This window comes from Acidovorax sp. Root402, from assembly GCF_001425125.1.
GTDB lineage: Bacteria > Pseudomonadota > Gammaproteobacteria > Burkholderiales > Burkholderiaceae_C > Acidovorax > Acidovorax delafieldii.
This window is the reverse complement of the sequence record NZ_LMDQ01000001.1, coordinates 512,534-531,260: the sequence shown is the minus strand read 5'-3', so window position 1 is coordinate 531,260 and position 18,727 is coordinate 512,534. Positions and strand designations below refer to the sequence as shown.

Sequence of the window (18,727 nt, the reverse complement as noted above, 5' to 3'; positions counted from 1 at the left end):
CAAGCAGCAGACATTGTCGTGAAGCGCAACGGTTCACAACCGTCGGTCAAAGGATCCGCCGCAACGTTCACAGGCTCGGTGCGCAGCGAAGCGTTGTTCGACGCCGTGCCACCGGCGCGGACATCGGGTGGATTGGTCACCTTCGAGCCAGGCGCCCGTTCGGCATGGCACACCCATCCTCTGGGTCAGACGCTGATGGTGACGTCAGGAAAAGGTTGGGTGCAGCAGGAGGGCGGCGCTCGCGTGGAGATCAATCCCGGCGACGTGATCTGGACGCCGCCTGGTGTGAAGCATTGGCATGGAGCCACTGCGACCACAGGCATGAGTCATATTGCAATACAGGAAGCGCTAGACGGCAAACGGGTCGAATGGCTGGAAAGAGTCACAGATGAGCAGTACGGCAAATAGATAAAAGCAAATGTGCCGAAGGCTTCTGCTGAGCGGCCAGCCCAACCTCCGCGAATATCCGCGAAAATTTGAAAGCGTTGAATGACAAAAGCCCTCAGCCATGAACGCAGAATGCTTCTGCGCGTAACGCCCGCCCTGGCGGCGGGAACGCTCTTGGCGTCGCTGGCACCTCTTGCCTCTGCAGGAAAGCCCGGGATCGACACAAGCAAGGTCAATGTGGGCTATGGGACCAGTGTTCAGGATGTTCAAGTGCTGTTCGCCGACCTGCAGCCTCAACTGATTCAAAGCAGCCGCACAGTCCCCCCTCATGTTCTTTGTGCCCGTGCAGGCGCGTTGGCCAAGTCAGCGCGGATCCTAGGTATTCCCATGACGTTCGCCGTGGTTCCGTTGGCTGGCCAGGCTGGAAAATTGATCGACGAGCTCGCCGAATATGCGACTCCGGACATCACTTTCAGTAGGGTGGTTGCCAGCCCATTCATGGAGCCCGGCATTGTGGCCCGGCTTGCCGCCAATCGCCGAAGAACACTGGTGATCGCTGGTTTCACGGCTGAAGTGGCCGTACTCCAGGCGGCGATGGACGGCATCGCGGCAGGATATAAAGTACAGGTGACCTTGGATGCCGTCGGTAGCCAATCGGAGCGCACTGAGGCCCCCTCAATTCGGCAGATAGAGATGGCGGGCGGAACGACGACTTCGGTCCTCAGCTTGGTAGCACAGTGGGCACCCGATTTCTCCCGACCTCCAGGTTCAGAAACCATCAAAGCCGTTTTCTCGCAGGGATAACGCCAGCCCTAGAGCGCTCAAGCCCGTAATTTCAGGGCCTCTACGATGAGCGCAAACGCGGGCAAGGATTGACGACGGCTGGGGTAATAGAGATGGTAGCCCGGGAAGGTCGGGCTCCAATCTTCCAGCACACGCACCAAGCGGCCGGCCTCTACGTGAGGCTGAAGGACGTCCTCAGGCGCGTAGGTCAGCGCATACCCTTCCAGTGCCGCGTTGAGGAGCTGCGCCGACGTGTTGAAAATGATCTGACCGGGCACTTGGACGTTCAATCCTTTTCCGTCGCGCGCAAATTCCCATGCATACAGTCCCCCATGCGTCGCCATGCGCAGATTGGCGCAGTTGTGCGATGTTAGATCCTGGGGTGTCCGTGGTTTGGGCCGATTCGCAAAGTAGGCCGGAGCTGCGGCGACGCCCATCCTAAAGTCCGGTGAGATGCGGACCGCAATCATGTCCTTGGCAATCTGATCGCCGATTCGCACGCCAGCATCGAACCGCTCGGCCACGATGTCAATCAACCCATAACCAATGTTGATCTCTAACTGGATGTCCGGGTATTCGGGCAGCAGCTTTGACAGTTTGGGCCAGAGGATCGTCGAAGCTGCATGGTCATGCGTGGTGATGCGTATCGTGCCTGCGGGCTTCTCGCGCAACTCGCTAATGGCCGCCAGTTCTGTCGCGATGCCTTCGTAGTGCGGAGCCAGGCTCAAGAGCAGGCGCTCTCCAGCCTCGGTCGGCGAAGCGCCCCGCGTAGTTCGGGCCAGAAGACGCACTCCTAAGCGCTCCTCCAGCGCTCGCATGCTGTGGCTCAACGCTGATTGGGTGACGCCCAACTGGGCCGCAGCACGTGTGAAGCTCCGCTCTCGCGCCACGACGATGAAGGACGAGAGGGTGTTGAGGTCAACGCGATCTGCCATGAGAGGAATTCATATCGTTTAGTCAAGTATGCCGGGTTCTCACATGACCCTCAAGTTTTTACAGTAGCTGCATGCCTTCCGAACCCGCCAATTCGGCACCCACCAACGAGGGCAACAACAACTCTGAAGGAGCTTGATATGCAAAAGCGAACCCTGGGCAAAAATGGCCCAGAAGTCTCCGCCATCGGCCTGGGCTGCATGGGCCTGACCTTTGGCTACGGACCGGCGACGGAAAAATCGACCGCCGTTGAATTGATCCGAGCCGCATACGAACGCGGTATTACGTTCTTCGACAGCGCCGAAGCCTACGGCGCGGTGAATGAAGAAATGCTCGGAGAAGCCGTCGCTCCCTTTCGCGACCAGGTGGTCTTGGCCACGAAGTTCGGATTCAAGGACGGCATCGCCACGGCCGGCCTTGACAGCACGCCCGAGCGCATCCGGGTAGTGGCTGAGCAATCGCTCAAGCGCCTGAAGACGGATCGCATTGACCTCTTCTACCAACATCGCGTAGACCCGAACGTACCAATGGAAGACGTGGCGGGCACAGTCCGTGATCTCATCCAGGAAGGCAAGGTCAAGCACTTCGGCCTGAGCGAAGCTGGCGTACATGCCATCCGCGCTGCGCATGCGGTCCAGCCCGTGGCTGCACTGCAGAGTGAATACTCGATGTTCACCCGTGAGCCTGAACATGAAATCATCCCAACCCTGGAAGAACTGGGCATCGGTTTCGTAACCTTCAGCCCGCTGGGCAAGGGCTTCCTGGCAGGCAAGATCGATGCCTCCACGACCTTCGCCGAAGGCGACGTGCGCAAGAATCTGCCCCGTTTTGCCGACGAAGCCCGTGAGGCCAATCACAACCTGGTTACGTTGATTGGCGAAGTAGCCAAGCGCAAGAACGCCACGCCAGCGCAAATCGCGCTGGCGTGGTTGCTGGCACAAAAACCATGGATCACTCCGATCCCCGGCACTACCAAGCTGCATCGCCTGGAAGAAAACATTGGCGGCGCCAGCGTCGAACTGACGGCTGCCGACCTGAAGGAGCTGTCTGATGTGATGGCCAAGGTCCCCGTCACGGGCGAGCGCTACAACGCCCAGATGATGAAGACGGTCAACCGTTGAGGGCCAGGTATGAACGCACAAACACTCAATGGACGCGTCGCGCTTGTCACCGGTGGCACGACCGGCATTGGCTTCGGCTCGGCCAAGCGCTTGCTTGAACATGGGGCAACCGTCTACATCACTGGCCGCCGGCAAGAGGTGCTCGAAGCAGCAGTCGCTAGGCTTGGTAGCGGTGCCCGTGGCCTCCAGGCAGACGTTAGCAACAAAGCCGACATGCAGCGCGTAGCCGACACCATCAAGGCCACCCACGGCACGCTGGATATTTTGTTCGCCAACGCTGGCGGCGGTCACGCCACCCCTCTTGAGCAGCTGACCGAAGAGCAGATCGACAGCGAACTGTCCATCAATATCAAGGGCGTAGTTCTGACCATGCAGACGATGCTGGGCGTGCTGCGCAACGGCGCCTCTGTGGTGCTCAACGCCTCGATCACTGCGGACATGGGCCTGTCGGGATTTGCAGTCTATGCGGCGACGAAGGCGGCAGTGCGCTCGCTCGCCCGCAGCTGGACGACGGACCTCAAGCACCGTGACATCCGCGTCAACACCATCAGTCCGGGTGTCGTGCCCACCGAAGGATACGGCAAAGAGCAGAAGATGACCGAGCAGCAGGTGGCGGACTATGTAGAGCGCGTCTCGGCAGAGATACCTGCGGGCCGCGTGGGCTCAACGCAAGACATCGGAGACGCGCTGGTGTTCCTGGCGTCCGACGCAAGCACATACATCCGTGGCATTGATCTGGTCGTGGACGGTGGCATGACCAGGGTCTACGCCGGCAAGAACTGAAGGAGCCAGAACTATGACCGCAAGCCAACGGGACGAAGTCCACATCGTATGCGAGCTGCGCTGCGAGACGGCCAACCGAGACCGGGTGCGGGAACTGGCGCTGCAGTTCGTAGAACCCGCCAGGGCAGAAATAGGCTGCCTGTACTACCAGCTACATCAAAAGCGCGACGATCCCAACACGTTCCTCATCATCGACGGATGGGTCAACCAAGCGGCTGTCGATGCACACGCCGGCAATGCCCATGTTGCCGATGTGATGAGAGAGCTGGCACCGCTGCTGACCTTCGGGCCCTCGCTCACCTTTACTCGGCGTGTGAGCGAGTGATGCGCTCTCCTCGGGCCGTTGATCCGGCGAGGGAAATCATGACCTTGATCATCCTCAGAAATTGACGACTTACTTTACTGACAGGGACATCGTATGAAGCGACGAACCATCCTCAATCTGGCAGTCAGCGCATCTGCTGCCGCAGGCCTGTTGGGCCCCACTGCAGCTCGCGCAACCGACGCGAAGACTTTCGTTCTGCTACACGGAGCATTTCACGGCGGCTGGTGCTGGTCGCCCGTGGCCGAGCGCTTGCGAGCTGAAGGGCACCGGGTCTTCACTCCAACGTTTACCGGCGTTGGCGAACGCGCACACTTGCTGAATCCAACCGTTGATCTGAACACGTTCATTCAAGACGTCATCGCCGTCGTGGAAATGGAGGAGTTGCAGCGGATCACGCTCGTGGCGCACAGTTTCGGCGGCTACGTCGCCAGCGGCGTCATTGACCGCATACCGGGACGCATTGCGTCAGCCATCTACCTCGACGCTCCCATGGGCTCCAACGGAGTGTCAGTGCTGGGCGAGGCTCCGGCAGACGTCAGGCAGGCACGCCTTGCAGCAGCGGTGGATTTGAACGGCACCCGCGCTATTGCACCGCCATCTTCCACCGCCTTTGGATTGTCCGAGGCGGCGCAAGTTGCGTGGGTCAATCGCAGAATGACGCCGATGCCACTGAGGGCCTACGAAACGCCGCTCACGCTGAAAGGGCCGCCAGGGGGAGGGCAGCCGAAGCGCTTTATTCGATGTGTCGAACCTGCACTCCCCAATATTGAGGCCTCGGGAAGGTATGCCCGTGAGCACGGGTGGAGATACTCGGAGCTGCGCACTGGGCATGACGCGATGATTTCAATGCCGACTCAAGTCGCTGAGATGCTGTTGGTGGATTGACTACGTGATCGTGGTGGCCACAAGCAGTGGATTCGTGACGACAGATGCATCCTCGATGGCTGTGTCAGCCATAGCATGGCAGAAAGGCGTCCGGCGATATTGTGCGCTGTCTGCTCTTGGTAGCAGTAGTCGTTCAGCGACATCGGATCGAGCGACAGCAACCAGCCTGAAGCCGCCGCGTTTGCGGTCTGTGGTGCAGCGGTTGCGGACTATTGATGGCGGCGTGCATATTTCTGCTTTACCCCAGTAACCAGACGATCACACGAGCACCCAACTAGAGAGCCACAGCTCCCCAAGAAGATCTGGATGGCTACTAGCTTGAACTGATCGAGCATCCAAGATGCGTGTTGACATGATTGGGTCATTTGTCCTACGATATTAGGACAAATGACCTAAACCTGCGGAGTCTTGCATGCATGAGCTTTTTGCCCCCTTCATGATGAGCGACATGTTGCTCAGCAACCGGATCGTCATGGCGCCGATGACGCGCAACCGCGCAGCACCTGAGGGCGTGCCTTCCCCTCTCATGGCAATCCACTACGGACAGCGTGGCGACGCCGGGCTTGTGATCTCCGAATCTGCTCCTGTATCGGCTCAGGGGGTTGGATATCCCGGAACGCCCGGGATCTACACGGAGGAACAGGTGCAGGGATGGCGGAAGGTCACTGACGCGGTCCATGCCAAAGGAGGGCACATCTTTGCCCAGCTACAGCACTGTGGTCGTATCTCACACCCCAGTCTTCAGGTGAACGAGGAACTGCCCGTAGCCCCTTCATCGATCAAGCCCGAAGGCTTGGCAGTCACATACGGTGGAATGCAGCCGTTCTTGATGCCGAGAGAGCTGGCCACTGGTGAGGTTCCTCAAGTGGTGGACCAGTTCAAGAAGGCCGCCGCAGTAGCAAAAGCTGCAGGCTTCGACGGTGTCGAGATCCACGCAGCGAATGGGTACCTGATCGATCAGTTTCTGCGAGACAGGAGCAATCAACGGGGCGACCGGTATGGAGGATCACCCGCACGGCGGTTGACGTTTCTGGTGGAGATTGTGGCTGCCGTCAGCGAGATCTGGCCGAAGGGGCGTATCGGTGTGCGATTCAGTCCAGAAAACCGCTTCAACGACATGCGCGACAGCGACCCGGCAGCGCATTTTGGGTACTACGCCCAAGAGCTTTCCAAACTGCACCTGGCATATCTTCATGTGCTGGAGGGGGATATGTCGGCCACGGCTACCGCCATGGACTATCGAGAACTGCGGCGCCGCTTCGGCGGCACCTACATCGCCAACAACGGTTACGACAGAGCCCGAGCCATGGCAGCCATCGAGCAAGGCTCTGCCGATCTGATCGCCTTCGGCAAGCCATTCATTGCCAACCCGGACTTGGTCGCCCGGCTTCGTCATGATCTGCCTCTCGCAACTCCTGATTCGGCGACGTTCTATGCCGGAGACGTGCGTGGATACACGGACTATCCAACGGCCACTCAGCAATCGCTTTCGACAATGGCGGCAGCATGAAATCCACCGACCCCAAACCCAGCACGCGGCAGGAGATCGTCGAGAAAGCCGATCTTCTGTTTTATCAACGTGGTTTTGAGAACACCTCGTTTGCCGACATTGCCCATGCAGTGGGCATCTCACGTGGCAACTTCTACTACCACTTCAAAACCAAGGACGACATCCTCAAAGAAGTCATTGCCCACAGGGCGACCAAGACGCAAGGGATGCTGGACGCCTGGGCACTCCAGGGGCGCACGCCTATCGAGAGGCTCAAGTGCTTTGCCCAGATGCTGATCGACAACCGCAAGGACATTCAGCGCTTCGGTTGCCCAGTAGGAACGCTGTGCGCCGAACTGGCGAAGCTCGAACACCCCTCACAAGGCGATGCGGGAATGATCTTTGGCCAGTTCAGGCGCTGGCTGGCGCAGCAGTTTGTAGAGCTGGGCCGCATCAAGGATGCCGACGCGCTGGCGATGCACCTGTTGGCGCGAAGCCAAGGCATTGCCTCCTTGGCAAATGCCTTCCATGACGATGCCTTCATTCGCCATGAGGTCAAGCAGATTGAGGCCTGGGTGCTGGATGCAGCGGGTCAAGGCGCGCAAAAGTAGATCCGGATTCCAACTTTGAAATCGCTATTAATAGGAGAGAGCTCTCATGCACATTGTCTTGCTCAAGTTCGGGCCCAATCGTTCGCAAGCCAGTCAGTGGATGGCCGGGCACAAGGAGTGGATTGAAAAGGGGATCAACGATGGGGTGTTCTTGCTCGCCGGGTCTCTGGAGAATGCGCAAGGCGGTGCGCTGCTCGCAGTCAAGCTCAGCAAGGCCGAGGTGACAGCCAGGGTTGAAGAAGACCCGTTTGTGACGCATCAAGTCGTGGAGCCAGAGATCATCAGCATTGCGCCGTCGCGAATGACTGGGGAATTCGCTTCGCTGCTTGCCTAGATTTGGGACTTCAGAGGGTCTCTCGTGGCCGGTTGGCACCTGCGGTACAGTTCCGTCGTGCGAAAAATCCTCGTCATTTTCCTGATACTGCTGGGTAGCGTTTTCCTGACCCAGACGGTGTCGGCAAGTGTCTCTTCTTATGGACATTGCTGTATTACCGAATGCGGTGATATGGATGGGTGCGCAGTTCCGGGTTGCCAACCCTGCGGCTTGCACTTGATAGCCTCCACATTTTCCCGTAGATCGGATTCACCTCAGTCCACAGGCATGCCCGACGGCTCTGTAAAGGACTGGGCTTCTTGGCGGGCATCGGTGTGGCGACCTCCTGACTAGGGGTGGGTTGATTTCTCAATTTCCATCCAACCTAAACAGGAACATTCCTATGAAGAACAAATTTTTGAAGTTCAGTGTGGCCGCTCTCATGCTGTCGATTGCAGGCGTGGCCATGGCCCAAACCGATTGCTGCGCAGAACTCGCCGAGTGCTGCCTGGAAATGTTGGGCTGCTGTGATTGATAGGTAGAGCCTAGCTTTCTCAAGAAGGGCTGGCGTCCATGGACGCCAGCCCTTTTTTTGTGGTCACAGGGAGGCTCAGGCAACGGCCCGTGAACCCACGCAGGGCCATCGCAATATAGGTGCGAAACCACTGGAGAAATCTGAGCCCATTATCTCGACCCGTCGCCTCATATCCACATACGCGGGGCGGAGTTTCAATTGCCTCGGCCGAACCGGATTCCTTTGGCTATCTAGCCAGACCCACCAGTCTGCTTGGCGATATCCCACTTTCCGGGCACTGCGACAGACGTGGATACGTTGTGGCGCAAAGCAGACCAAGCGATGTTTGGCGCCAAGGCCGCCGGCAAGCGGCGCGTACGAACCGCCATTTAGCATGCAGGAGCTTTCCGTCGCCATCAAGGAGGTGGGGCGGAATGGACTCCTTCTAAGCTGTCATATGCTTTGATGCGCACTCGGCTCACGGGGGCCGTCTCACTACGGGATGAAGATATCCGACACAGCCGGAATTGAAAGCAAAGGGAGGGATGACGGAAAGGCAGCGATTGCTGACGATCGCTCTGCCGAGTGGGCTGTCAGCAACGTGCCCGAAACCGAAATTTGATCGGGTGGTAGCAGAAGGCTGTCTGGAGTCGCTGGCTTTTTTGGCGAGCCAGCGGCCGCCGCTAATTCAGTGCGACATGCTCACGTCAGCCGGCGCGATGGTCGGCAAACGGAAAACCCAACCAGCGCCCGAAAAGCGACTACTTTCGAGTGCGCCAATCCTTGGTGTATAGCAGGTCGTCGTGAGCGAGTTTCAAGACTGTGAAGCGCTTTAACAGCTGCTCCACGTCCGGCCCAAACTTCTTCGCCTCATCGAACGACAGAAAAATCTGCTTCGACTGCATGGCTGCCAGGATGCGCAAAATGCGGGCTGTCGCTGGCACCTCGATGTTCTTGTAGATGACCGAGTCGTGAAGCGCCATCGGTAACTTGGTGAGCGACAGCATCGCCAGGTCAAAGCCCACCAGGCCTGCGAAGGACTTGCCAGTGCCGGTGTCGTCCGGTGAGGTGAAGAGATAAGACCCAGCATTCCTAATGCGGAGTTCTGAGGCGACCCGCGACGGGCCGTAGACCACCTTGTTGAACGACCTGAGCTTGCCGTTCACTTGGCCTTCGATGGCCAGGAAAATTCCTGCATAGATGTCTTCTAGGCGATCGTTTGAGCCTTTGACGGCAGCGTCGATGTTGACTTTGCTCTCGAAGTGATAGTTTTCGGCGGCGGCCTTGTCGACGGCGCCTTTCAGTTCGAAAACGCGATTGAACACGTCGTCAGGTAGGCCCTTCGACTGCAGCGATGCTTGGATCTCACCATCCACTTGAGCCAGCTCAGACGCTGCTGCGCGCTCTTCCTCGACAGTGGCAGCCAGCTCATCCTTCAATTCCTTCTTGACGATGCTGCCAATCTTCTGGTGGAAGGCCTCAACCTGTTCGAGGCGCTGCACGTCAACCGTCGGGAAGAAGTCGGCGACGAGCGCAATGTTGGCCGCAAGGCGCGGTGTGATGCCCGAGATCTCCCGCTCAAGGCGGCGGACCTTGGTCTGAAGTTCGATGCGATGGCTACCAAGCTCAAGCTTGCGCTGCTGCTTCTTCTGCAAGTCTTGGTCGAACAGCGACTCATAGACATTGAGGGCGCCTCTGAACCCGTTCTTCAACTGCTCAATCTGAGCTTGGTTGGACTCGATTGACCGGGTGTTCTCCAGGTACTGGGGCTTGGTGATCTTCGGGATGATGCTCGCAGTCATGGAGTCGCTGATGAGCTTCTTGCGGTTCTTCAGACCGTCCAAAGTCTTGCGCTCTAGCGCCACATCAGGGCTGCGGCCGAATAGGTCAACCAGGCGGGTGATGGCCGCCGCGACTGGTTCCTTGTCTGCGCCCACGAACGGGTGGCTTGGGTTCAGCCCGCCTTTCTTCCAAATTCGCGAAAACGGATTCACGATGGACCGGAACGTGCCCTCCAGCTCATCCAGCCCGTACAAGCGCTTCAGCAACCTGTTGTACTCGTCGATTCCAAGCTCGCGCTGTGCCTCATACTCTTCATTGCACTCATGCACTAGTTCAGGGCTATCGGTCGCGCGTGAAAAGCACATCCGCTCGGAACCGAACTCGAACGAAAAGTCGTAGCGATGCGGCCCGAGCTCACGGATGGCCCCCGCATCGTCCTTCTCTGCGAACGTCGAGCCTCCGAATACGAAGTCGATGACCATGAGAACCGTGGATTTTCCAATGGAGTTCTTGGCGTCATCGTCTCCGAGGATGACGTTCAAGCCAGGGCGGAATTTAATCGGTGAATGACTGAAGTGAACGCAGCGGATTTCTTTAAGCATAGCTAATTGAGCCTGTCTCTACTTCAATGGTCAGCATGCCGAGTACGAACAACACATCCAGCGCATGCAGGAACTCCGTCGCATCCTGAAAGACGCCGTGAGTTCGGCGGTAGACGTCTTGCACGGTCTCACCCTGCGATTTGCCCATCAAGACCTTCCGCATCTTGAACAGTGTCGACTCCTCAAGTCGTGTGAACTTGCTAGGGACCAACATCGAAGACCTCACAGTTCTGGACGAAGAAGGACGTCAGCACCTTTGCGGCTAGAAGTGGCCTGCCAGTTCGCGCGCTGATCCACTGCGCTACGAAGTTGAAGACCGCGTCCTTGTTGTGAGGGTTTTGCTGCTGCATCGCCAAGTAGTAGGTGTTGATTTGGCTCTGCAGCAAGCGCACGGCTACTTGGTCACTCTGCTCCAACATGCGGATCTGGTCCCGGATCCGAACATAGAAAGTGACGGCATTGGTCTTGATCTCATGCCTTTGCAGAGGGCTCATCCCCGTACGTAGCTTCTTATCCACGGTCGTGGCGTCGAAGCTAGCTGGAGGGATGTCTAGCTCGATGCTGCTCAGTGAAGTAATGCTGTCCAGGATAGCGTACACCTCTTCCTGAATCTTGTAGTCGGCCACCGTTGCTTTGGCGCGCGCCTCAACGAGAAAGCCGTCCTTGATTTTTCTAAGCTTGTCCATCTCATCCAGCTTGAAGTCCTTGTCGTACTTCGTGTGGCAGGAGGGGCAAAGCGCAATGACGTTCTCGAGCGCATTGATAGCTTGAGGAGCGGTGCGGCCAATAAGAGCCGTGACTTGGGACGGGGTCGGATTCAGCGGGTAGATATGAGCCACTTCGTAGCCTTTGTTCAACCTGCTTGAGCCCGGCTTGCGAAAAAGAATTGACTTCGAGCACAGCGGGCAGCACCCGGAGGTCTCTGCGTACAGGATGCTGTGCTCGTTCTCGCCGTAGTCTGTTCTTGCCGTCGCCATTTGAAGACCTTGCTGCGATAACAGAGCCGCAAAACCGGATTGCCGCAGGCTCGTTCGCTGGTAGCGAATCGTAACAAAGCACCTTGATGGGGTTCGACCTATGAAGGCTTCATGGGTTGCGAATGACGTCGAATCGCAACGTCAATATTTCCGCGTGCAGGCTCACATGTCTCTGACTAGCAATTTGCGACGAGCACTTGTAGAACTGTGGCAACAGGTGGCGCCCACGCGAAAAGGGGCTAGCGACCTGCGCAGCTGATCCTAAAGCTGTGCCATCAAGAAGGCCCAGCAACTGCTCGGTTGAAGAGGGCGATCAGGCGTCTTGCGATGGTAAGACCGAGGCAGCCAACTCCTGACGCCTCAGTTCGCAGGCCGGTAGGTCGGCGGGCCCAACTGAGGCCTGACATGACGCCACAGACAACAAATTTGGAGGATGGCGCTTACGTCCAGCGGCTGGGCTGCGCCCATTTTGCGCACCTGCGTGCCGTCATCGAAGACCTGTCCCCCACGCGTCCGCACAGCACCACCTGGCCGCAGACACTTCGGCCAGCTGAGACGACTGCTGCGCTTGGCGAGAGCAGTCACCCAGTCCCCAACCGCGAACGACCGCGATCAGCCTGAAGCAGTCAGATTCTCTCGGACATGCCTCGCGGTCTCGGCATCGTTTTGCACAATATTTGTTTGCCTAGAGCTGGGTTCCATCTAGAGTGCGGCCATAGGAGGGACCTATGCACGCCGCATGCACAAAGATCGCAATTCATCATCACAAGTCTTCGCCTTTTGTGCGCTCTGTTGCGCGTCTGGTTGCGGTAGCCGCAGGTGTTCTCGCCCTCTCCAGCGCCGCCGTCGCCTTCCAGATCGCCCCCATGGGCTCCGCCTTCGAATCCAAGCTGACCAACGAAAAAGAGGACTCTCTGGCGAAGGTGGCTGAGCGCCTGGGTGTCATCATCAAGGGCCGAGTCCACGAAGAGATCACCCAGATTGGCATGGGCTGCCCGATAGAGTCCGGCGCTCTGGCGCAAGACGTCAGCTGCAGTTCTCGGGATCTGCCGTTTGCTACCCCATATGTCATCTACGGCGTGCGTTGGAACGATCTGCCTCCATTCAAGCTTTCCCCCGACGAAGGCAATTGCACCTACCTGGGCAAGTCGTGCAATGTGTCCCAGACCATCCGGTTCTCGACGCAGCCACTGTGTTGGTACTGCCTCTTCAAGGATGCAGAGAAGAAGGCACAGACCCAGCCGATCGTTGGGTGCAGCAAGACCAAGGGTAGTCTTCACGGCAATGTGATGACCCGCTCGCACTTCGGCGACTTGCAGTTCCTACACGCCATGGCCAGTGAAGAAGGAGTACACCCCGGCGCAACCCGCGCCAAAGTGCTGGACTGGCTGGAGTTCGCCTGGAAGGTGTCATCGCGCGAAATCAGGCCTGACACCTTTCTTCGAGACATCGACAACGCCACCTTGAGAGAGCACTTTGGATGCACACAGTGGCGGGTCTCGGACCTCTACATCCTCGGGCGGCAGGACAAGCTGCTTCCTTACTTGCACCACGTGGCATTCGGCTCGGTGCTCCACACGGTCCAGGACTCGTTCGCCGGAGCCCATGCCTCGCGAGAGAACTCACAGCCAAGTGGCATGTGTCAGGGCACTGACCTTACGCAGCCCAGGCGGATCGTGGAATTCCACACCTATGGCGCTCAAGACGGAAGCCTGCACGACGAACAGGACAGCCGAGAAGCTATGACGCGCGTAAGCGCTGCGGACCGTTGGCCAGATGCGGTGGAGGCCACGCGCAATCTATCGCGCTTCTATGAAGTCCGCGCCCAATGGAGCGAAGTCCAGCCCTACATGCGGTGTCTGTTCGAACTGGCGGACGAGCGCAATGACTCGTCACCAGGAGCGCAGTACCGCCGCCGCTAAGTCTATGGTGGGGCAATCCGGCCCACCATTCATCGTCACTGCGGATGGAGCAATGCCAGCGCCTTGCGCTTGCCCAGTTTGAGCACTTCAGCAATGCGCTCCAGTTGCGCTGCCCGTGGATGAACGTGGCCCGTCTCCCACTTGTAGACAGATATCGAAGAAGCACCCAGCAGCTGAGCCATCTGCTTCTGCGTAATACCGAGTGCTGCGCGTTTGTCGATCAACACCTGAGCATCGAACGGGATCTGCTTTGACTTCTTGGTAGTGACGCCTCCTGTCGCGGCCTTGGCTTTGGGCGCATCTGTTGTTTTGACCTGCCGTTGAGTGGCTTTGAGCTGGGAGGTCAGGGCGTTGACCTCACGCTTGAGTGCGGCGATCTCCGAGCGGTGCCCGGTGATCGCCTTGCGCATGCCCTGAAGTTCAGGTTTGAGCTCCTTGCGCGCCATGCGAACGACTTCAGCGCGAAAGGCATTGGAAAACGTATTCATAGGCCCGATGTTAACTTTGACGCCTTATGGCGCACTTAGGGGGCAGACGCATCGCCGTGTCGGACGCCTTCTTCGGCCCCTCATAAACAAAACCGCCAGAGGCCTGACCCCATGGCGGTTTGCTTCGGTTGCGACGGAAAGTGCGGTACTTACTTCCCAGCCTTGTCCGCCTTGCGCTTGGCCGCCTTTGGATCCACCACAGCCTTGAACTTGGCCCCCGCCACAAACTTCGGCACCGTGCTTGCAGGAATCTTCAGTGCAGCACCGGTCGATGGGTTCTTGCCCGTGCGTGCTGCACGCTTGGCCGACTTGAAGGTCCCAAAACCCACCAGCTGCACGGCATCGCCCTTCTTCACGGCCGTCTGGATGGTGTCGATCAGCGTTTCCAGCACCGCATTGGCTGCTGTCTTGGACAGATCATTCTTGGAAGCCAGGATTTCAACGAGTTCTGCGCGGTTCATGGATGCTCACGTGTAGAGGTTGGAAAGGATGGATTTATAACCCCGCCGCTGACACGGTCCTTGCTGCGACTCAATGCTGCAGTGCACTTCTTGGCAAAAACTCCACGCCTGTGCGTCTCACTAGCTCCTGGTAGCTGATCGGCCGACCCACTGTCTCCCCCTCGCGGTTCTCCTGCCAATGCGCCCAGGCCCTTTGGGTGGTTGCGTCGTACACAAGCTTGTACAGATAGCTCGGCACCTTCACCCCATTGGCCCCAATGCGTGGGCCCGCATCCGTAAACACTGGCCCGGTGATCACAAACACATCCCCCTTGGCCCGCTTCACATAGTGCCGCGTGTCCTGCTCAATCTTGTTCCAGGCGCCCCCGTTGTGCTGGGCGTTCTGCGGAACCATGTTGGCCAAGCTGAAGCTCTGGGCCATGGCCGTTGGCGTGGGCATGTCTCCTGCAGGGGCCATGTGCCCTCGGGAGTAGCCAGAGTTCTTGTAGTCCTCCAGCTCCGCCCGCTCGCCACTGGGCAAGCGCGCATCTGCAAAGAAGCGCTTCGCCCGCTTCTCGTCAGCATCCTCAATGAGCCTGCGGTTCAACCGCTGGGCCACGTACACCGGTGTCTTGGTGGTGCCAGAGTGCAGTACCGCAAACGCTTCATAGCAAAGCTCACGCAACTGCGGCCGGGGCGTGATGACCGGTGGTGTGCCGTTCGCAAAGAACTGCGGACACTGCGCAAAAGAGGTGGGCTCGGGCGTGAGCAGCGCCGCACTGTCAAATTGTGGGGAACGTGCCCAGGAAGGATGGGGGAGAGCAGCGCCAGCAAGAGTCAGTGCCAGCACAGCTGCCAGGCGCACACGACTTGGCCAAGAGAACAAACGATTCACAGAAGAAGACATCGAGTCGAACAAAACGAAGCCCGATTGGAGCACCGTTCATCTCTCACTCCTGGCCCGAATGCTCGGATCCCGCAGGGTTTTACAGCTGCTAGCAGGTGGGGACTGCCCACAAACAGAAAGGGCTCCCCAAAGGGAGCCCGATCTGCCTGCCCGCCCCTGCGGTTCAGTTAACACTCCCCATGGCAGCAGCACCCGCAAATGCAAAGTGCCACCACCATTGGAAGTCCCGCAACTGCTTTAATCCAACTTAAGCAGTTGGTCTCCCAAATACGCAGGCATTCACAAGCCGCCTTGCGGGAACGCCTGCAGGTTCGTCAGTTTTTCTGAAGTCACGCTTGCCCTCGGTTTTGAAGGCTCGCCTACTCCGTAAGCGTTGGTTCGGAAAGCGACAGCTATCGCGGCAACTGGGTGCCAGCGCCCCCTTTTCATCAAGCTTTGCACGCGTTGCCGATATTTCTGTGGATTTGGCGCATTCTCTTCACGCCCTTTGTGTCGCCGAGTGTTGCACCACCAACAGGCAGCAACGATGTTTTGTGCGGAATCGCGCCCTTGATCCTGGCGAGCAGTTAGATGCTCAGCCGTGCAACGAAGGTACTTTTGGAATTTAGGCTTGAGTTCTTTGGGCGTGAACTCAGGCAACGCAGGTTCGATCATTGCCAAACCGCAGTAGAAACAACGGCATTGTTGGATGAGCGCGGACTGGATACGGAGTTTGGCTATCTTGTTCATTTGGCAGCAGGGGTAGTGTTGAAGCTACTCCCGTTGCCGATAGCCGGACAGGTCGGGCGCCGGGGCATCGCACCACTCGGCTATGCGCCAGGTAACCCGGACGCGGCCGGGGTCGCATCAGCCCCGGACAAGCAGTAATTTATATCGCTAAGTTCAGGCAGCGCAAGCACCGGCTGTTGTACGCATGCGTCATGCTGACTCGACAGGTAACTCCACCTGCTGTGCCGGGTCCTTCGCCCGGTGCACAAACAGCTCCAGCAGCGGCACCTTGATCAGCGCCTCGGCCTGCTCCACGGTGCCGTGCAGCCAGGTATCCCAGTCCCCTTTTTCCAGCGGCACCACCGTGCGCTTGTCCTGCATGTCGGGCGGCCGCTTGGGGTCAGGCCTGTGCATTAGGTTCAGCACCGGCACGTCGTCGCAGTTCTGCGTGATCAAGGTGTAGCTGAGCACCATCTCGCCCGTGGCCGGATCGGTCCACTCGCTCCACAGGCCCGCCAGGCCCCAGGGCTCGCCGTCGGCGCGCTCGAACTGCCAGGGGATGTGCTTCTTTGTCCCCCAGTAAGGCTCGACATAAAGCTGCGCCGGGATGATGCAGCGCTGCCCCTTGCGCCAGGGGCCGCCGTAGGTCCATGACTTGGCCATGCCCTCACGCCGGGCGTTGAAGGTGCTCAGTCGCTTGCCGTCCTTACCGGTAGGGATGTGGGTTTTGGAGTTCGGCGGGATCATGCCCCACTGTCCTACCACCAGCTCGTGCCCAGTTTCGCCCTTATCCCGCAGGAACGGACCCCGGTACAGCGGGCTCATCTTGTCGCGCCACTCTTCCTCGGGCAACCGAAGTGCAGCACCAGCTGCTCACGGCCCGGGACCTCGTAGTAGGTACACATGGCAACATTCTGGCAGCAGGGAGCTATACTGTAAATATGTACAGCCTTTGGAATTCCCCGCTACCGGTGCCTTACGACACGGCGGTGCAGTCGCTGGCCTTGCCCATGTGCGGGGTGAGCGTGCGCGCGGGGTTTCCATCGCCAGCTGACGACTTCGTGGTGGAGCGGCTGGACATCATGCAGCTGCTGGTGAAGCACCCCCAGGCCACCTACTTCTGGCGCGTACGGGGCGACTCGATGCGGGACGCTGGCATTGAGGACGGCAGCATCATCGCGGTGGATCGGGCGATCAAGCCCAAGCACAACAACATCGTGGTGGCCATTGTGGACGGCGAATGCACCGTGAAGTACCTGCACCAGCGCGCCGGCCGCATCAAGCTGCGCGCGGCCAATCCCACCTATCCCGACATCATCCCCCGCGACAGCCAGACCATTGAGGTGTGGGGTGTGGTGAGTGGGTGTGTGAAGCTGTTTCTCACCTGATCTGATGGACGGAGGCCAGCATGTATGCGCTGGTGGATGGCAACAACTTCTACGTGAGCTGCGAGCGGGTGTTCCGCCCCAGCCTGAACGGCCGTCCGGTGGTGGTGCTGAGCAACAACGACGGCTGCGCCATTGCCCGCAGCAATGAAGCCAAGGCCCTGGGCATCAAGATGGGGGCGCCGTGGTTCCAGATTCGGCACATGGAAGAGACCCACGGCCTGGTGGCCTTGAGTGCCAACTTCACGCTGTACGGCGACATGAGCAACCGGATGATGAGCCTGGCGGCGGGCCTGGGCCCATCGCAGGAGATCTACAGCATCGATGAGTCGTTCATCGGCCTGCAGGGGCTACGGGGCGACCTGATTACACGCAGCCACGCCATCCGCGCCCGCATCCACCAGTGGGTAGGCATCCCCTGCGGCATCGGGATTGGTCACACCAAGACACTGGCGAAGCTGGCCAACCACATCGCCAAGACTGCCGAGCGCAAACCGGGGAGCTATCCCGCCGAGCTGGCCCAGGTGTGCAACCTGACCGCACTTCCTGCCCAGGACCTGGACGACGTGCTGGCCAGCACGCTGGTGGAAGAAGTCTGGGGTGTGGGCCGCAAGATCGGCGCGCAGTTGCATCAGTGTGGGGTGCATACGGTCCTGGACCTGGCCCGGCTGGACCCAGCCATGGTGCGCAGGCGCTGGAGTGTGGTTCTGGAGCGCACGGTGCGCGAGCTGCAAGGCATGCAGTGCATTGAGCTGGATGACGCTCCCGAGCCCAAGAGAGAGATTGCATGCACCCGGTCATTCGGCCAGGCAGTGACCGAGCTGCCCCCGCTGGTGGAAGCCGTGAGCGAATTCGCCAGCCGTGCGGCCGAGAAGCTGCGCAAGCAAGGCAGCCTGGCCAGCCAGCTGCTGGTGTTCTGCCACACCTCGCCGTTCCGGCCCGGCCCTCGCTTCAACAAGTCCGTGGTGGTGCCCCTGCGCCGGCCTACGGCCGACACCGGCAAGCTGGTGTGGGCGGCCGCAGCTGGCATGCGCCGCATGTACGAGCCCGGCTACAAGATGGCCAAGGCCGGGGTGATGCTGCTGGACCTGGTGCCGGGCAATGCGCTGCAGGGAGAGCTGGATCTGGAGGATGAAGACCACCGCGACCGAACCCAGCTGATGGCGGCGCTGGACACACTCAACCAACGCTATGGCAAAGGCACCGTGCATTCAGGTGCCACGGGCGGCACCAACAAGGGCAAGGATTGGGGGATGAAGCAGGAGAGGCGCACACCGCAGTACACGACGCGGTGGGAGGACGTGCCGGTGGCGAGGGCCTAAGTGTGGGGGTGCTCCCGCTCTCGAGGTTAGCTCTGCAGCGGGTGCCGTCT

The 18,727-nt window shown here is 59.2% G+C and carries 22 protein-coding genes; 13 read left to right on the top strand and 9 right to left on the bottom strand.

Annotated elements, in window-relative coordinates:
- Positions 1 to 12: 12 nt before the first annotated feature.
- Together ASC83_RS23315 and ASC83_RS02435 are read left to right on the top strand one after the other, a co-directional pair.
- Positions 13 to 408: a cupin domain-containing protein gene (locus tag ASC83_RS23315; protein ID WP_200938886.1), complete on the top strand. Its 396-nt coding sequence runs from the start codon at positions 13 to 15 to the stop codon at positions 406 to 408.
- A gap of 81 nt (positions 409 to 489) precedes the next feature.
- Positions 490 to 1,191 (top strand): cysteine hydrolase family protein, encoded by a 702-nt coding sequence (locus ASC83_RS02435; protein ID WP_082522304.1) that lies wholly within the window; start codon positions 490 to 492, stop codon positions 1,189 to 1,191.
- Positions 1,192 to 1,208: 17 nt separating this feature from the next.
- Here ASC83_RS02435 and ASC83_RS02430 read toward each other — a convergent pair whose 3' ends face one another.
- Positions 1,209 to 2,105, bottom strand: a complete 897-nt coding sequence (locus ASC83_RS02430; protein WP_056057393.1) for a LysR family transcriptional regulator — start codon at positions 2,103 to 2,105, stop codon at positions 1,209 to 1,211.
- Positions 2,106 to 2,243: 138 nt separating this feature from the next.
- On the opposite strand from ASC83_RS02430, the gene ASC83_RS02425 reads away from it, so the two are divergent.
- The 8 genes from ASC83_RS02425 to ASC83_RS24440 all read left to right on the top strand — a co-directional run bounded on the left by ASC83_RS02425 (position 2,244) and on the right by ASC83_RS24440 (position 8,165).
- Complete coding sequence (locus ASC83_RS02425) at positions 2,244 to 3,224, top strand: aldo/keto reductase (RefSeq protein WP_056057390.1); 981 nt, start codon at positions 2,244 to 2,246, stop codon at positions 3,222 to 3,224.
- 9 nt (positions 3,225 to 3,233) lie between these two features.
- On the top strand, positions 3,234 to 4,007 hold the full coding sequence (locus tag ASC83_RS02420) for an SDR family NAD(P)-dependent oxidoreductase (RefSeq protein WP_056057387.1): 774 nt from the start codon (positions 3,234 to 3,236) through the stop codon (positions 4,005 to 4,007).
- 13 nt (positions 4,008 to 4,020) lie between these two features.
- A complete protein-coding gene (locus ASC83_RS02415) occupies positions 4,021 to 4,332 on the top strand; it encodes a putative quinol monooxygenase (RefSeq protein ID WP_056057384.1) in 312 nt (103 codons plus the stop codon).
- A gap of 93 nt (positions 4,333 to 4,425) precedes the next feature.
- Complete coding sequence (locus tag ASC83_RS02410; RefSeq protein ID WP_082522303.1) at positions 4,426 to 5,217, top strand: alpha/beta hydrolase family protein; 792 nt, start codon at positions 4,426 to 4,428, stop codon at positions 5,215 to 5,217.
- A gap of 412 nt (positions 5,218 to 5,629) precedes the next feature.
- Positions 5,630 to 6,727, top strand: coding sequence for an alkene reductase (locus ASC83_RS02405; RefSeq protein ID WP_056057377.1), 1,098 nt, complete (start codon positions 5,630 to 5,632; stop codon positions 6,725 to 6,727).
- Entirely contained in the window at positions 6,724 to 7,317 is a 594-nt protein-coding gene (locus tag ASC83_RS02400; RefSeq protein ID WP_056057374.1) for a TetR/AcrR family transcriptional regulator, read from the top strand. Before ASC83_RS02405 ends, ASC83_RS02400 begins: the two co-directional genes overlap by 4 nt.
- Before the next feature lie 46 nt (positions 7,318 to 7,363).
- Complete coding sequence (locus ASC83_RS02395) at positions 7,364 to 7,651, top strand: YciI family protein (protein WP_056057370.1); 288 nt, start codon at positions 7,364 to 7,366, stop codon at positions 7,649 to 7,651.
- 382 nt (positions 7,652 to 8,033) lie between these two features.
- Positions 8,034 to 8,165, top strand: coding sequence for a hypothetical protein (locus tag ASC83_RS24440; RefSeq protein ID WP_255356899.1), 132 nt, complete (start codon positions 8,034 to 8,036; stop codon positions 8,163 to 8,165).
- 740 nt (positions 8,166 to 8,905) lie between these two features.
- Here the strand turns inward: ASC83_RS24440 and ASC83_RS02390 are convergent.
- Genes ASC83_RS02390 through ASC83_RS02380 form a run of 3 tightly spaced genes read right to left on the bottom strand, consistent with a single transcriptional unit; the run spans position 8,906 to position 11,505 of the window.
- Complete coding sequence (locus tag ASC83_RS02390) at positions 8,906 to 10,468, bottom strand: DUF2326 domain-containing protein (RefSeq protein ID WP_235509294.1); 1,563 nt, start codon at positions 10,466 to 10,468, stop codon at positions 8,906 to 8,908.
- 52 nt (positions 10,469 to 10,520) lie between these two features.
- A complete protein-coding gene (locus tag ASC83_RS24435; RefSeq protein WP_369816923.1) occupies positions 10,521 to 10,676 on the bottom strand; it encodes an ABC-three component system middle component 7 in 156 nt (51 codons plus the stop codon).
- 52 nt (positions 10,677 to 10,728) lie between these two features.
- Entirely contained in the window at positions 10,729 to 11,505 is a 777-nt protein-coding gene (locus ASC83_RS02380) for an ABC-three component system protein (protein ID WP_056057361.1), read from the bottom strand.
- Between the two features lie 728 nt (positions 11,506 to 12,233).
- Between ASC83_RS02380 and ASC83_RS02375 the strand changes: the two genes are divergently transcribed.
- Positions 12,234 to 13,427 carry a hypothetical protein gene (locus ASC83_RS02375; RefSeq protein ID WP_235509293.1) on the top strand — a complete coding sequence of 398 codons (1,194 nt, stop codon included), beginning with the start codon at positions 12,234 to 12,236 and terminating at the stop codon, positions 13,425 to 13,427.
- 35 nt (positions 13,428 to 13,462) lie between these two features.
- Here ASC83_RS02375 and ASC83_RS02370 read toward each other — a convergent pair whose 3' ends face one another.
- From ASC83_RS02370 to ASC83_RS02355, 5 genes are all read right to left on the bottom strand, one after another.
- Entirely contained in the window at positions 13,463 to 13,915 is a 453-nt protein-coding gene (locus ASC83_RS02370; RefSeq protein WP_056057358.1) for a helix-turn-helix domain-containing protein, read from the bottom strand.
- 149 nt (positions 13,916 to 14,064) lie between these two features.
- Positions 14,065 to 14,376, bottom strand: a complete 312-nt coding sequence (locus tag ASC83_RS02365; RefSeq protein ID WP_056057356.1) for an HU family DNA-binding protein — start codon at positions 14,374 to 14,376, stop codon at positions 14,065 to 14,067.
- Between the two features lie 70 nt (positions 14,377 to 14,446).
- Complete coding sequence (locus ASC83_RS02360; RefSeq protein ID WP_140426272.1) at positions 14,447 to 15,262, bottom strand: DNA/RNA non-specific endonuclease; 816 nt, start codon at positions 15,260 to 15,262, stop codon at positions 14,447 to 14,449.
- Positions 15,263 to 15,541: 279 nt separating this feature from the next.
- Positions 15,542 to 15,991, bottom strand: a complete 450-nt coding sequence (locus ASC83_RS23310) for an HNH endonuclease (protein WP_082522302.1) — start codon at positions 15,989 to 15,991, stop codon at positions 15,542 to 15,544.
- A gap of 189 nt (positions 15,992 to 16,180) precedes the next feature.
- Positions 16,181 to 16,795: an SOS response-associated peptidase gene (locus ASC83_RS02355; protein WP_235509291.1), complete on the bottom strand. Its 615-nt coding sequence runs from the start codon at positions 16,793 to 16,795 to the stop codon at positions 16,181 to 16,183.
- 116 nt (positions 16,796 to 16,911) lie between these two features.
- Here ASC83_RS02355 and ASC83_RS02350 point away from each other — a divergent pair, with 116 nt between their 5' ends.
- The gene (locus tag ASC83_RS02350; protein WP_056057351.1) at positions 16,912 to 17,358 is read left to right on the top strand and encodes a LexA family transcriptional regulator; all 447 of its coding nucleotides are present in this window, start codon (positions 16,912 to 16,914) and stop codon (positions 17,356 to 17,358) included.
- Between the two features lie 20 nt (positions 17,359 to 17,378).
- Positions 17,379 to 18,677, top strand: coding sequence for a Y-family DNA polymerase (locus ASC83_RS02345; RefSeq protein WP_056057348.1), 1,299 nt, complete (start codon positions 17,379 to 17,381; stop codon positions 18,675 to 18,677).
- Positions 18,678 to 18,727: the final 50 nt, after the last annotated feature.